This is a genomic window from Actinacidiphila glaucinigra, assembly GCF_035918135.1.
In the GTDB taxonomy this organism is placed as follows: domain Bacteria; phylum Actinomycetota; class Actinomycetes; order Streptomycetales; family Streptomycetaceae; genus Actinacidiphila; species Actinacidiphila glaucinigra.
Map to the genome: position 1 here is coordinate 8,189,107 of NZ_CP109144.1, position 14,290 is coordinate 8,203,396.

The following is a 14,290-nucleotide window of genomic DNA, read 5'->3' on the forward strand; positions in this document are numbered from 1 at the left end:
CTACGGCACCACCGTGTAGGTGTTGAGCTGGTCGACCGCGGTCATCGGCGAGCCGAGGTCGTAGCGGTCGACGGCCACGTACGTCGGCTTCTTCCGCGCCGCGGGCTCGCAGAAGTTCTGGATGCGGTTGAGCAGCTTGCCGTTGTCGGTGGACGCGGTGCCGGCGAGGGTCGTGTCCCGGAAGTGGTTCATGACGAAGAGCGGCCGGAAGCCGGATTCCTCGCGGGTGAGCGGCACGTTGACCCCGGCGCCGTACCAGCGGCTGTAGCAGGACCAGTCGGAGGTGCTCGCGCCGGAGCCCATCGACCAGTGGTTCTCCACCGTCCACTCCTGCTGGTACAGCACGCCGAAGCTGTCGCGCTTCAGGCCGGTGTCGGAGCCGCGGGTCCTGTCGCTGAAGATCATCAACTGCTTGCCGCGCGCGGCCAGGCCGGACATGGTGGGCCAGCCGTGCTCGCGCACGCCGTCCTGGTCCGGGCGGTAGAGGACGTCGTACAGGCCGTTCACCCGGGAGAGCTCGGAGCGCAGCACCTCGGGGGAGACGTAGTCCTCCAGGAAGACGGTGACGAACTGCCCCGGGTGCTGCCGGAGGAAGTCGACCATCCGCTGCAGGTCCACCCAGAGGGCGACGGGACGGCTGACCAGCGTGCAGCTGTTGTGGCAGAGGATCGCGCCGTCGGGGGTCTGGTGGATGTCCATCATGAAGCCGCGGACACCGTCGCCCAGTTGCTGCGAGATACCGCGCGACTGGTTGGGGAAGAGGTTCACGAAGGGCGGGGCGAAGCCGCCGTCGACGCCGTTGGCGTACGCGTTGTGCGCGGTCAGGAAGGTGACCTGGTCCAGGGTGCGCCCGTCGGCGGGCGGCACGGCGGCCCGGGGGAGCGGGGTGGGTGTGAGGTGCCACCGGGACAGCGGCCCCGCGGCGCCCACGCGCGGACGCTCGGGGTACACGCCCCCGCTCGGCGCCTCGCCCAGCGTCAGGCGGTCCGCGGTGCCCGGCACGCCCAGGGCGTACGTGCCGTCACCGGCCGCCGTGATCTCCCACGCCGCGCTCGCGCCGCCGCACGCCACGATCGCCGCGTCGGCGCCGGAGCGGCCCAGGCAGCTGCTCGCGTCGTCGGTGCTGCGTAATTCCTGGCCCCCGGGCACGGCGACGGCCGTCCACTGCTGGCGGTCCTCGTTGCCCTTGGGCCGGTGCAGGGCCACGGTGCCGCCGCTGTCGGAGGCGTTGAGGCCGTTCACGGCGCTCTGTACGGAGAAGGTGCCGCCGGGCGCGGCGACGGCCGCGGCCCCGGCGGGCAGCCCGGGCACGGTGACGGCCAGGACCGCGGCCGCCACGGTCACGGCCACCGCGCCGGCGCGGGGCAGGGAGACGGAGCGATCGCTCCGAGTGGTAGTCATGCGCATGACATACCACCGGTAACGCTTGCCATGAAAGGGCGCGCCGTGCGGCTCAGCGCGTCGCCCGCCCGCCGGGCGAGCGCCGCGCCCGCGCCGACTCAGGCTTCGACGACGCCGGGCCCGACCCAGGCCTCGGTGACGGCCCCGGGTCCCACCCAGGCCTTGACGACGCCGGGCCCGACCCAGCTCTCGGTGGCGACACCGGGTCCCACCCAGGCCTTGACGACGCCGGGCCCGACCCAGCTCTCGGTGGCGACACCGGGTCCCACCCAGGCCTTGACGACCCCAGGACCGACCCAGGCCCCGGTGACGGCCCCGGGCCCCTGGTCCGCCGCGGCGACCGCCCCTGCGGCGATCAGCAGGGTGGCGGCGGACAGTGCCAGAGCGGTGGCGGTGCGTCGGATCATCGTAGGTCCCCCCTTGGTCCCAGGCGTCGTTGTCGACCCTGCTGACGAGGCTACGGGGGGCGCACCCGGGCGGGGATGAGTACGCGTGCTCAAGCCGGATCGGCGGAACTACTCAATCGGTGCGCGCCCGAACGCGGACGTGCTGCTGCGGCGGTCGATGACCGCCGCAGCAGCATGTGATCGACGGGGGCGGCGCCGCCGCCCGGCCGTCAGTGCAGTTGACCGTCGGGTGAGACCGACGGCGTCGTCGCCGGTTCGGCGGGGGCCGCCGAGGACGCGGCGGCCCAGGCGGCCTCGGCCGCCGCCGCCCACGCGGGGTCGGCCCAGGAGGTGTCGGCCCGTTCGTCCGGTTCGAGGACGTCCTCGCCGTACAGGTCCTGCAGCCAGTTGCTCTGGTAGATCGTGTCGAGGTAGCGCTCGCCGAGGTCCGGCGCGATCGCCACCGACGTGAGGCCGGGGGCGCCGTTCTTCTCGAGCCAGCTCGTCGCGCCGCTGACCACGGTGCCCGTCGAGCCACCGAACAGGAAGCCGCGACGGGCCAGCCGGTGGCAGGCGCGGATGGTGTCCGCCTCCTCGACCAGGACGACCTCGTCCACGAAGGACTCGTCGAGCAGCGGCGGATGGACGCTCATGCCCAGCCCCGGGATCATCCGGCGGCCGGGAGCCCCGCCGAACGTCACGGAACCGACGCTGTCCACCGCGACGACCTTGACCGGCCGGGACCACTCGCGGAACCAGCGGGCGCAGCCCATCAGCGTCCCCGTGGTGCCGGCCCCGACGAACACGACGTCGACCTCGGGGAACTGCCGCGCGATCTCCGGCGCGGTCGTCCGGTAGTGCGCCCTCCAGTTGCCCGGGTTCGTGTACTGGCTGAGCCACACGTACCGGTCGTCGGAGGCGCACAGCGCGCGGACGAAGTCCAGGCGCGCACCGAGGTAGCCGCCGTGGGCGTCCGGCCCGGAGATGATGTGCACCTGACTGCCCAGGGCCTTCATCAGGAGCCTGGTCGACAGATTGCACCGTGCGTCGGTGACGCACAGGAACCGGTAGCCCTTGCTGGCCGCGATCATGCTCAGCGCCACGCCCAGATTGCCGGACGAGGACTCGACCAGGATCGACTCCGGAGTCAGGATCCCCTCCCGCTCGGCGGTCTCCACCATCTCGGTCGCGGCTTTGAGCTTGATCGAACCGGCGAAGTTGAAGCCCTCGCACTTGAGGAAGAGCGACTGCCCGAAGATCGACTCGAGGTCGACGAAGAGCTGTTCCTCGTTGAAGGCCTGGGGAACGGATATGACTGTCACGATGGCCTCCTCATCTGCAGCGCCTCTCCCGTCCAGACGGGTGAGCAACGCGTCAGCGGCCGCTGTGTCCTGCACTGATGAGCTTGCGTGGCTGGACCGTTGGTCTTTCCCGGAGGTACCTCCGCATGCGGCTCCTTGTGGTCGGTCGCCGTGGTGCCCGCCCCGGCGTCGGGGGCCCGGGCCCAGGTCCGGGGGCCAGGTGGCGTGGGGGCGGGGTCGCGGCCGTTCATCCGTACCGGCGCAGTTCGTGGAAGAAGTCGTCGACGACGTGCAGCTCGCCGGAACGCGCCACCTCGTCGTAGACGTACTTGCCGACCGCGAGGTCGAGGACCCCGAGGCCGAAGGGCGAGAACACCACGGGCCGGTCCTCGCGGAGTGCCACCCGGCCGGCGATCACGTCGTCCAGCGTGCCGGCCAGGAAGTCGCGGTTGCCGGTGTGCTGCTCCGCCAGGTGCGGCGACGTGTCCGCCTTCAGGCAGTGCTCGACGTCGTCGACCACGTTGGTCGAGCCGAGCACGATCTCCGGCGTGAGGTCGCGCAGCGACATGTGCAGCACGAGCGGCTTGTGCCCGAACCAGGTCATGTCCCCTACGTGGGGCCGGCCCGCGACCGTGGCGAAGACCACCAGGTCGCTCTCCCGGATGATCTGCTCGGGGTTGTCGTACAGGGTGATGCGTCCCGGGGCGCCCGTCTGCTCGACGTAGCCGCGGAAGCCCTTCGCGCTCTCGTCCGACAGGTCGTACACGCCGACCTCGTCGAAGTGCCAGCCCGTGCCCACCAGATAGGTGTGGATGTAGCGGGCGATCAGCCCCGTCCCGAAGAACCCCACACGCCGGGGGCGCCGGTCGGGGCGGCTCAGCCGGTCGGCGGCCAGGGCCGCCATCGCCGCCGTCCTGGTGGCGCTGATGATGGAGCTCTCCAGGCACGCGATCGGGTAGCCGGTGTCGTGATCGTTCAGGATCAGCACCGCCGAGGCGCGGGGGATCCCCGCCGCCACGTTCTCCGGGAAGCTGGAGATCCACTTCAGGCCGTCCACGCGTACCTCGCCGCCGATCGAGGCCGGCAGGGCGATGATCCGGGCGGTGGGACGGTCGGGGAACCGCAGGAAGTACGACGGCGGGTTGACCGAGTCACCGGCGGAGTGCAGCCGGTAGGTGGTCTCCACCAACTCCGTGATCTGCTTCTCGCGCCCGTGCAGGGCACGCTGGACCTGGACACCGGGCACCACCGCGAACGGCGGTACGGCGAGCGGCCCGGAGGGCGCGGAACCCTGGGCGGCGGAGCGGTTGCTGGTCATGCGGTCGTCACCTCGACGGTCGGGGAGCAGTCGGCCAGGCGCACCGCGTCGGCCATGCCGACCAGCACTTCACGGGAGCCCTCGTAGGCCTCGCGGCTGTGCGCGGTGCGGATGTTGTCGACGAGCATCAGGTCGCCCGTCTGCCACGGCTCGCGGGCGGTGTTCGCCTCATAGACGGTGTTGAGCAGCTGGACGACGTCCGCGCCGATCGGGTCGCCGTCGCCGAAGCGGGTGTTGAACGGCAGGCCCTCGGCGCCGTACATGTCCACGAGGTACTCGTGCACCTCGGGGTCCATCGTCCATTCGTTGAGGAACGCGATCTGGTTGAACCAGCAGCGCCGGCCCGTGACCGGGTGGCGGACGACGGCACTGCGCCGCTGGCGGGTGCGCAGGGCCCCGTCCGGCTGCCACTCGAAGGCGATGGCGTTGGCGCGGCAGTAGTCCTCGACGGCGGAACGGTCGTCCGTGCCGAAGGCCTCGGCGACGGTCGCCCCGATCTCGTCGTTGTAGCTGCGGGTGAGCAGCCAGCCCTCGCGCTCGAAGCGCTGGACCAGCTCGGGCGGCAGCGCCTCGAGCACGGCCGGCGCGTCGGCCACCGCCGTCGCCCCGCCCTTCTCCGGCGCGGTCAGGCAGGCGAACATCATCATGCCCGGGAACTCGAGCCGGTAGCTCAGTTCGTGGTGCATGCACATCGGCTGGTTGGGCGGCCAGTTGGAGGAGGAGTACAGGCCCTCGGCATAGGTCTGCCGGGACGCGAAGGCCTCCTTCTCGGGGGTCAGCCTGCCGGCCAGCCGCCGGACGACGCCTGCGGCCTTGTCCGCGTCGGTCAGGCCGAGGCCGCGGATCAGGACCGAGCCGTGCTCGGCGACGACCGCGCGCAGCGCGTCGCGGTATCCGTCGGCCCAGCCCGCCGGGTCCTCAACGGCCCCGGTGCGCAGGATCGGGGGTGAGCCGGGCCGCAGCTCGAGGTCGAGCAGGGACGGAGGGGAAGCTGAGGTCGACAACTGCGTCTCCTCTCGGTTCGCGTTCATGGGGAGGCCAGGAGTTCGGCGGCGCGCAGGACCGCCTGCGCCGCCTCGTCCGGGCAGGTGCGGGGGAAGTGGTGACCGCCGCGGGCGAGCTCGTACAGATCGACGTGCTCGGCCAGCAGCCGCCACTCGCGGTACCGGCGGGAGTGGTCCGCCGTGTACGGATCGTCGGCGGCGACGACCACGGTGACCGGCGCGGACAGCCGCACCGGCGGTGCGGAGTCGAGGGCGTCGGCGAAGTATCGGTGGGCCGCCACGCAGTCGTGGCGGTAGGCGGCGGCCACGTGCTCGGCACGCGTCCTGTCCAGCTCGGCGAGCTGGCCGTAGCCGCCGTCACCGCTCAGCTCGGCGGCGATCTCGGCGTCGCCGCGGCCGGACAGCGCCTCGGCCGCGGCGCGCCGCCCGGCGGAGTCGCCGAGCAGCTGCGCGCCGAGGAACACGCGCTGGACCTCCACGCCCCGCTCCTGCAGCCGCCGGGCGGTCTCCACCGCCAGGGCGGTGCCCGAGGAGTGGCCCCACAGCAGGATCCGGGACAGTCCGCGGCCGGCGATCTCCTCGACCACCGCGCCGGCCACCTGCGCCATCGGGGCGAACGCCTCGTGGCGGGCGGCCGGGTCGTGGCCGGGCAGTTCGACGGCGTAGACCGCGCAGCCCGCGGGCCGCAGGGCCGCGGCCAGTGGCCGGAAGTTCACCGCGTTGCCGCCGGCGTACGGGAAGCACACCAGGGTGCCGTGCGGTTCGCCGTCCGGCTCCGACAGGGCTTGCAGCAGTCCGGGCCGGGCCGCCGTCCGGCCGTCGACGACCTCGGCGAGGTCGGCGAGGACCGGGTGGGCGGTGACGTCCTTGAGGGAGATCGCGCGGTCCAGCAGGATCGCCAGCCGCACGGCCGACAGGGAGGTGCCGCCGCGGTCGAAGAAGTGGTCCCGGCGCCCGATCCGCTCCTGCGGGATGCCGAGCACCGTCGACCACGCCTTCGCCAGGCGCAGCTCGGCGTGGGTGCCGGGGGCCTGCCCGTCCGGCTCCGCGGCGTCCCGCTCGGAGCCCTCCGCGGCCGGCGCGGTCAGGGCCTTGCGGTCGATCTTGCTGTTGGCGGTGAGCGGCAGGCTCTCCCTCCAGTGGAAGGCCGCGGGGACCATGTAGGCGGGCAGGGAGGCCGCCAGGTGTTCGCGCAGCGTCTCCGCCTCCACGGGCGCGGGGCCCGAGTAGAAGGCGACCAGCTGGCTGCCGTCCTCGGTGACGACGACCGCGCCGTCGCGTACGCCCGGCGCCTGGACCAGGGTGTTCTCGATCTCGCCGATCTCGATGCGGAAACCGCGGATCTTGACCTGGTGGTCCTTGCGGCCGAGGAACTCCAGCGTGCCGTCCGGGTGCCAGCGACCGTAGTCGCCGCCTCGGTACAGCCGCTCACCGGACCGGTGGGGGTCGGTCAGGTACGTCTGCCGGGTGCGCTCGGGGTCGTTGATGTAGCCGCGGCCCACGCAGACCCCGGAGAAGACGACCAGACCCGGCGCGCCCAGCGGCACCGGGGACAGGTGCTCGTCGACGACGTACACGCGGACGTTGTTGACGGGCCTGCCCAGCGGCACCCAGTCGGTGTCGGGGACCCGGTCCATCACCGCGTGGTTGGTGTCGTCACTGGTCTCGGTCAGCCCGTAGGCGTTGACCAGCTTCACACCGGGCCGGGCGGCGAACCAGCGTCCGATGAGGTCCTTCTTCAGGGCCTCGCCGGTCACCGACACGCAGCGCAGGTCCGGCAGTTCGCGCGGCTGCCGCTCCAGTGCGGAGAGCACGACGTCCAGGTAGGAGGGGACGAGCTGGACGACGTTCGCCCGTCCCTCGACGACCTTGTCGAGGAAGCGGTCGGCGTCCAGGATCGTCTCCTGCTCGACCAGCAGGGTGCGCCCGCCGACGAGCAGCGCCGAGACCAGCTGCCACAGCGAGATGTCGAAGCACTGCGGGGCGGTCTGGGCGACCACCTGCCCCTCGCCGATGCCGAGGTCGTCGATCTTGGCGTAGAGGTGGTTGACGAAGCCCGCGTGCTCGCACATCGCGCCCTTGGGCTCCCCGGTCGACCCGGAGGTGAAGTAGATGTACGCCAGCTGGTCGCGGGCGACGGCCACGCGCGGGTCCTCGCTCGGATGGTCCTCCGCGTAGGCGTCCTCGACCGGCAGCCGCTGTACCTCGGGGAGCGCGGCCAGGGCCTCGTCCAGTGTGGCGGCGCTGCCGCGCTCGGTCAGCACCAGGCGGCACTCGGCGCGGGTCAGGGTGTTCCTGATACGGCCGGCCGGGAAGTGCGGCTCGATCGGCAGGTAGGCACCGCCGGCCTTGAAGACCGCCAGCACCGCCGCCAGCCAGTCCAGGTTCCGCTCGGTGACCACCGCGACGACGCCCTCGCGCTCCAGACCGCGCGCCAGGAGGGCGTGGGCCAGGCGGTTCGCCCGGGCGTTGAGGTCGCCGTACGTCCACTGGCGGTCCCCGTGGACGGCCGCGACCGCCTCCGGGTGAGCCCGGGCCCGCTCCTCGAACAGCTCGTGCATCCGCTGGTCCGGCAGCTTCCTGTGCGGTCCGGCCATTCCGCTGAGCTGCAGCCGGTTCTCCTCGGCCGACAGCAGGCTCTTGCGGGTGTGCTCGGCGTCCAGGTCGGCGGCGATCCGCGCCAGCGCGGCCACGTGGTAGCCGGCGACACGGGCCGCGGCGTCCTCGTCCATGACGTCGGTGGCGTAGCGCAGCCGCAGCGAGAGGCGTCCGTCACGGTCCGAGGCACCGACCCACAGCACGGTGCCGGGGGCGAGCTCGACACCGCCGCCGGACAGGTCGAAGACCGTCTCGAAGAGCGGCTCGGTCAGATCGAGCTCCTTGCGGAGCGCGTCGACCGGGAAGTCCTGGAAGGCCAGTACCTGCGACTCGGCGCCGTGCGCGTCCAGCAGCAGGGACCGCCACGAGCCGGGGCCCGCCGACAGCCGGCACGGCAGCACCGCGCCGCCCGCGGCGACGTAACCGGTCACGACGTCGGTCTCGCCGCAGAGCGCGGCCAGCACCTTGGCGTGCGCGGCCAGCAGCACCGAGCCCAGCGGGACGGCGACCTCGTCCGCCACGCGGCGTACGGACGCCGTGAGGCCGTCGGGGACCGCCACCACGTGCTCGGCGGCGCCGGTGACCGGTTCGGAAGTCCAGCGGGGGATCGCGGTGAACCCGCCCTTGGCGAGCACTCCGCGCCAGAACTCCCGTCCGGCGTGCACTGCCATGTCCATCGAACTGCCTCCACTCGCGGTTTCCACGGGGCTACACACCGCTGATCAGCGCGGTGGCGCGATCGCCGCCGCTGTCGGGGGTCTTCGGGTTCTCGGGCATCTCCCGGGCGGGGTTCCCGCCCCACCGGGCGTGCGCGGGGAGTTCCTCGCCCTTCATCACGAAGGAGTCCGGGGCGATCACGGCGCCGTCGCCGACGGTCACGCCGTAGTGGACGAGGGCGCCGACCCCGAGGGTGCAGCCGGCACCCAGCGTGCTGTGGTCGGACTTGAAGGCGCCGTCCTCCTGGGAGTGGCTCTGGATCACGGTGCCCGCGTTGAGCGTGCAGTCGTCGCCGATGGCGGCCAGGGAGCGCTCCGGGAGGAAGAGGCCGTCGTCGAAGACCCTGCGCCCGATGCGCACGCCGAGCAGACGCCAGACGACGTTCTTGTACGGGGTGCCGTTGAAGACGTTCAGGTACTCCGTCGCGGCCGTGACCTTCCAGTAGCGTTCGTGCCGCCAGAAGTCGAGGTCGTAGATCGAGCAGTACAGCGGGCGCAGACCGCGGAACCTGGTCACGATCCGCTCGCCGAGCACGATGTAGGTGACCGTGACGACCAGGACCACGACGTTCGCGAGGGCCAATGCGGCGACGCCGTACGTGGGGTAGAAGTCGGCGGCGCAGGACGCCGTCAGTGCGACCAGGAAGAGCAGCAGCCACTGCAGCATCAAATGCAGCACCGCGGTGCCGGTGTTGTGCTTGTTCTTGTCCGACAGCAGGCGCCGGAACGCGTCGCCGTCCTTCAGGTGGTCGAACTTGCTGTCCCGGTCCACCGTGCGGGGAATCTCGAAGCTGGGCGATCCCAGCAGCCCGACGTTCTCCCGGACCGGCCCCTCGACGGGGACCATGACCTTCGTCGCCAGCAGGCAGTTCTCGCCCGTCCTGCCCTGGGGCGGATAGGCGATGTGGTTGCCCAGGAAATTGTGCGGACCTATCGCCGTCCGGGTGACGCGGAAAGAGGTGCTCGAGTAGTCGGCATTCATGATGGACAGTCCGTCGGCGACCATGGTGCCGCTGCCGACCTTGCTCAGGAACGGATTCTCGTGCTTCACCTCGGTACCGAAATTCGAGCCGGTCTGCTCCACCGGCGACAGGTCGTATCCGATGGCGCGCAGGTAGTGCACGACGGCGGAACTGTCGCCGAACAGGACACGGAAGAACTTCCGGTTGGTGAGGAAGCCGATGCTCCGGTGGACCCCGTAGCGGAAACCGTAGAGCGGGTGGACCGCGTCGGGCTTCACGAGCGGGTGCAGCAGGCGCGGCACGGTGGCGACGAGCAGCAGGCCGATCAGCACCGCTCCGCAGAAGAGCACGAAGGAGACGGCCAGGGCGTCGGCGTAGAAGGTCCACGTCGTCAGGGCCACCGGGCCCGGCTCCAGCAGGGGGGCCAGTCGCGGGACCGCCGCGAGCAGGATCGCCACCCCGCCGACCGCGAGCGGGACCGAGACGCCCACGAGGATCAGCAACTGCGTCAGGCAGTAGGTGACACGGCGGCTCCTGCCGGACTTCACCGGCGCGACCACGCGGTAGTCCGCCGCGCCCGGCTGTGCCGGGGAGCCGTGCCAGCGCTCGCCGGCGGGGACGGTCTGGCCGGTGTGGAGCGAGGAGGCGTGGCCGAGTTGGGCGCCGTCGCCCATGGAGGTGCCGATGTCGAGCACCGTCACCTCGCCGATCAGCACCTCCTTGCCGAGGGTGACCGGGCCGGTCTGGATCGCGCCCGAGTGGCCCCGGTAGCAGGAGAAGTACGAGTCCTTGCGGATCACCGTGCCGTCGCCGATGGTCAGCAGGTCGGTGCAGACCGGGACGTGCTTGGAGAAGACGGCGACGCCGCGGCCTATTCGCGCGCCCAGCGCCCGCAGGTACAGCACGTACAGCGGTGAACCGACGAACAGGACCATGGGGTTCGCCCGGATGAGGGTCCGCACGCACCAGAACCGGAAGTACGCCAGGCTCCAGATGCGGATCTCCTGCGGTTTCCACCGTCCGACCAGGAGCCACTTGCCCGCGACGGGCAGGACGCAGAGGCCGGCCAGGGCCGCGGCGCCGAAGGCCACGGACCGCAGGTACATGTCGATGGGGCTCGTGCCGGCGGATATCCACTCCGCGCCGTTCATCACCACGAGCGCGGCGAGGTACGAGTAGCCCAGGAAGAACAGTGCCTGCAGCACGCCGCAGAGCACGTAGCGAGGTGTGCCCCTCGCGGCCGCCGCCTCGATGGCCTCGGGGACCGGCACGTCGGCGAGGGCCGACGCCGCGGCGGGGGCCTCGGCAGTGGCCGGCACGGCGTCCAGCGCCGTCGCGAGGCTTCTGATCGTCGGATGCCGGTAGATGTCCTTCATCGACACCGACGGCAGATCCTGGTGCTTCCGCACCCGGGCGCAGAAGTGAGCCATCACCAGGGAGTCGGCACCCATCTCCGTGAAGAAATGGCTGTCGACCGACACCCGGTCCGTGTGCACGACGCCCGCCAGAATGTCGGCGAGAATTCTTTCCGTGCCGTCGGCCGGGGCGGCGTAGGGGCGCCCGGTGGTTGAAGATTCATCGGGATCCGAAGCGGGATCCGACGCCAGGACCTCTGCAGATTTTTCCACGATGTGAGCTCCTTGAGGAAAAGTCGACCACGGGCGGCCGGTAAGGCCGGTACCCGGTGTCCCTCGCGCCCCGGCTGGGCCGGAGCGAGTAATCCGGAAGCCATGCGGTCGTGAGCTCTTCTCTCGCCATACAACCATATGTCGCTCCTCGTAGTCTCCGCCGTCCTCGTTCGGACTGCCACTCGAAGATGATCGAAGTGGCATGTCGCGGCCCTGGACTGCGCAAATGCTCGAGAAGGCGCGACGAATCGACGAGTACCGTTCCGTAAAGCCGGAAAAACCATCGATTCGCAAGGTTGCGGGAAAGTCGCGGAGATGCGATAAGCGCTACCGAGAGTGGTCGCCCCGGTCAAGAGAGTTAAAAGGCGACGGGTATTCGCTGAAGCCTCGTCATATGGCCGGGCCCGCCCGCGCTCAGGCTGCGCGGGCGGGCCCGGTGGTCACGGGCAGTCGTACGTGAAACCCGTGGTGACGGCGCGGTGGCCGGGGGTGGTGATGCGCAGTTCGGCCTGCGCCCGGTACGTGCCCTGACCGCGGAAGGTCCACAACAGGTGCAGCCGGGCCTCGTGGCGGCCGCGGGGGACCTCCTCGTACAGCACGTCGGAGGAGGTGCCGTCGTTGCGTAGCCATCGGTAACCGATAGTGCCCGGGCGGCCGTTGGTCGTGACCACCGCCACGAGGTCGACGGTGGTGTCGCAGGGGGGCGCCGACGGGGAGGCGGTCACCGTCACCCCCCGCACCGCGAGGCCCGGCCCGAAGCGCTGCCAGGCGAGGAAGAGCAGCACCGCCGCCAGCACCGTCGCGGCCAGTGCGTACCGCTGCGGCCACCTGCGGCCTGCCGGCCTCGGCGGCGGGGGCGGGGTGATCAGGCCCCGCCACACCTCGGCGGCGATGTTCGCACGGGCCGCCGCGGCCGGTGTGACACCGGGGCCGAAGCGCATCACATCGCCCTCGACCCGGTCCGGGAGGACGACGGTGGGGCCCGCCTTCACCGTGGGCACCGCCCCCTCGGCGCTGACAGTGGGTTCGAGCCGTGCCGTCGGCAGTGTGGACGGCGCCCAGTGCTCGGCGAGGACGGTGGCGCTGTACTCGGGGTCGGCCGCTGCCCGTACGGGTTCGGTGTCGTGGGGCGTGGCGTCCCGCGGTGCCGCGTCAGCCGGCGGCGCGTCCGCGGGGCCGAGGTGGAGGGTGCGGTCCGTCTCCTCCGGCGGGAGGCCGGGCGACCCGTTCACGTGATCACGCAGCCACGGGTGAGGATCTGCTGGAACGACTGGCCGTTGGCCGCCGCCGGCGCGGTGGTGGCGAGCGCTCCGAACCAACAGCCGCTGCCCCGCGGGAACGTGTGGTCGGCGGTGAAGGTGTACGAGGTCGAGCCGCTGCGGGTGAAGGTTTGCGCGCCGTCGGCGGTGCCGCGCTCCCCCTTCGCGTCGCTCGTGTACCAGGCGACCGTGACGGTCACCGGGCGTGCGTCGCTGGTGCGCACCTGGATCGTGGCCGCGGCACTGAATACACCCGTCTGGGTGAGCGAGGTGACGGAGACGTCGCTCACGCTCACCGGCGGTGTCGGCGACGTGGAGGGCGACGCCGGCGGCGTGGTCGTCACGGACGCGGAAGTCGTGGCCGAGACCGTCGTGGTCGGTGTCGGCGCGGTCGGCGTGGTGACGGCGGTGGGCCCGGTGGTCGCCGGGGTGCCCTCCGGCTGCGAGGGCGACGCACTCGTCGGACCGGGCGAGGGACTGCCCGGTGGAGCCGTCGTCCCCGGCGTGGCGGAGGTGCCGCGCGGAGTCGCTCTCGTCGTTTCCCCTGTCCAGTTTGCGGTCGTCTGCCGTGGGGCCTCGCCCGAGGCCACCGCGGCGAAGGTCAGCAGTCCGGCGATGATCAATCCGCCCACCGCGGCGAGCATGCCCTGACGTGTCAGGCGACGCGCGCCGCCGCGGACCAGGGTCGTGGCCAGATCGGCCGTCCCCGGCGCCGGTCCCGCAGAAGGGAAGAGCAGCGGCAGCAGTGCCGCGAGGGCGGCGAGCCTGCGCCGGCCTCGCTCCTCCCAGTCGCTTCCGTAGGCCGCTCCCGCGATCACCTCCAGTTCCGCGACGAGCGCCTCGGCGTCGGCCGGGCGCTCCTCCGGGTCCTTCGCCATCCCGCGGAGGATCAGGCCGCGTACCGCCTCCGGAGCCCGCTCCACCGGCACCGGGGCCTCGATGTGCTGTACGGCCAGCTCGGCGAAGTTGTCGCCCCCGAAGGGCTTGCTGCCGGTGAGGCACTCGTAGAAGGTCGCCGTCGCCGCGTACACATCCGTCGCGGGCGACGCCGTACGCCCGTTCCACTGCTCGGGGGCCATGTAGGCGGGCGTTCCCGCCACGGCCCCCTTGGTCCCGCTGCGCAAGGCGATCCCGAAGTCGACCAGCTTCGACGATCCGTCCGCCGCGACCAGGACGTTCTCCGGTTTGTAGTCGCGGTGCACCACACCGGTGCGGTGGGCGGCGCCGAGGCCGAGCAACGACCCCTTGAGCACCACCAGCGCTGCCTCGGGCCCGGTGGCTCCTTCCTGACGGAGAAGCGTCCTCAGCGGTAAGCCGTCGACCAGCTCCATGACGATCGCGGCACCCCGGGGACCCTCCACGTACTCGTACAGACTGACGACATACGGTGTATCGAGACCTCCCAGCAACTGTGCCTCGGCGCGGAACTCCTGGAGGAACCCCGGATCGGCCCGGAGTTCGTCGCTCAGGTACTTGATCGCGACGGGCGCTGACGTCGCGTCATGGGACGCGAGCACCACGCGACCGCCGCCGCCCGAGCCCAGCTCTCTGGTCTCGGTGTACCCGGGAGCCCTCCAGCCGCTCATTCAGTTGTCCCCCCTGAACGTGGCGCGGTGCCGGCGACCGCGTCGACTTCTCCTCAACAGACACGATTCCTCCGCGACCGGTTCCCGGGGAACCCCCCACCCGGCTGAACACCCCCCGCCGACCGTCCGTA

The 14,290-nt window shown here is 71.6% G+C and carries 9 protein-coding genes; all 9 read right to left on the reverse strand.

Annotation, left to right across the window (positions count from 1 at the left end; all coding sequences use genetic code 11):
• The 9 genes from OIE69_RS37170 to OIE69_RS37210 all read right to left on the reverse strand — a co-directional run bounded on the left by OIE69_RS37170 (position 1) and on the right by OIE69_RS37210 (position 14,159).
• Positions 1–1,401, reverse strand: coding sequence for a PI-PLC domain-containing protein (locus OIE69_RS37170; protein ID WP_326579232.1), 1,401 nt, complete (start codon positions 1,399–1,401; stop codon positions 1–3).
• 98 nt (positions 1,402–1,499) lie between these two features.
• On the reverse strand, positions 1,500–1,808 hold the full coding sequence (locus tag OIE69_RS37175; RefSeq protein ID WP_326579233.1) for a hypothetical protein: 309 nt from the start codon (positions 1,806–1,808) through the stop codon (positions 1,500–1,502).
• Between the two features lie 209 nt (positions 1,809–2,017).
• Entirely contained in the window at positions 2,018–3,109 is a 1,092-nt protein-coding gene (sbnA, locus tag OIE69_RS37180) for a 2,3-diaminopropionate biosynthesis protein SbnA (protein WP_326579235.1), read from the reverse strand.
• A gap of 226 nt (positions 3,110–3,335) precedes the next feature.
• A complete protein-coding gene (gene sbnB, locus OIE69_RS37185) occupies positions 3,336–4,406 on the reverse strand; it encodes a 2,3-diaminopropionate biosynthesis protein SbnB (protein ID WP_326579237.1) in 1,071 nt (356 codons plus the stop codon).
• Positions 4,403–5,437: a TauD/TfdA family dioxygenase gene (locus tag OIE69_RS37190; protein WP_326579239.1), complete on the reverse strand. Its 1,035-nt coding sequence runs from the start codon at positions 5,435–5,437 to the stop codon at positions 4,403–4,405. Before OIE69_RS37190 ends, sbnB begins: the two co-directional genes overlap by 4 nt.
• Positions 5,434–8,685 carry a non-ribosomal peptide synthetase gene (locus OIE69_RS37195; RefSeq protein WP_326579241.1) on the reverse strand — a complete coding sequence of 1,084 codons (3,252 nt, stop codon included), beginning with the start codon at positions 8,683–8,685 and terminating at the stop codon, positions 5,434–5,436. The genes OIE69_RS37190 and OIE69_RS37195 overlap by 4 nt, the downstream gene beginning before the upstream one ends.
• A gap of 31 nt (positions 8,686–8,716) precedes the next feature.
• Positions 8,717–11,317 carry a Pls/PosA family non-ribosomal peptide synthetase gene (locus OIE69_RS37200; protein WP_326581522.1) on the reverse strand — a complete coding sequence of 867 codons (2,601 nt, stop codon included), beginning with the start codon at positions 11,315–11,317 and terminating at the stop codon, positions 8,717–8,719.
• 437 nt (positions 11,318–11,754) lie between these two features.
• Positions 11,755–12,546, reverse strand: coding sequence for a hypothetical protein (locus OIE69_RS37205; protein WP_326579243.1), 792 nt, complete (start codon positions 12,544–12,546; stop codon positions 11,755–11,757).
• On the reverse strand, positions 12,543–14,159 hold the full coding sequence (locus OIE69_RS37210; protein WP_326579245.1) for a serine/threonine-protein kinase: 1,617 nt from the start codon (positions 14,157–14,159) through the stop codon (positions 12,543–12,545). The genes OIE69_RS37205 and OIE69_RS37210 overlap by 4 nt, the downstream gene beginning before the upstream one ends.
• Positions 14,160–14,290 lie beyond the last annotated feature (131 nt).

Excerpts from the sequence above, each read along its gene's own strand:
- sbnB (WP_326579237.1), bottom strand. The coding sequence starts at position 4,406 with ATGACCAGCAACCGCTCCGCCGCCCAGGGTTCCGCGCCCTCCGGGCCG.
- OIE69_RS37210 (WP_326579245.1), bottom strand. The coding sequence starts at position 14,159 with ATGAGCGGCTGGAGGGCTCCCGGGTACACCGAGACCAGAGAGCTGGGC.
- OIE69_RS37190 (WP_326579239.1), bottom strand. The coding sequence starts at position 5,437 with ATGAACGCGAACCGAGAGGAGACGCAGTTGTCGACCTCAGCTTCCCCT.
- OIE69_RS37175 (WP_326579233.1), bottom strand. The coding sequence starts at position 1,808 with ATGATCCGACGCACCGCCACCGCTCTGGCACTGTCCGCCGCCACCCTG.
- OIE69_RS37195 (WP_326579241.1), bottom strand. The coding sequence starts at position 8,685 with ATGGACATGGCAGTGCACGCCGGACGGGAGTTCTGGCGCGGAGTGCTC.
- OIE69_RS37170 (WP_326579232.1), bottom strand. The coding sequence starts at position 1,401 with ATGACTACCACTCGGAGCGATCGCTCCGTCTCCCTGCCCCGCGCCGGC.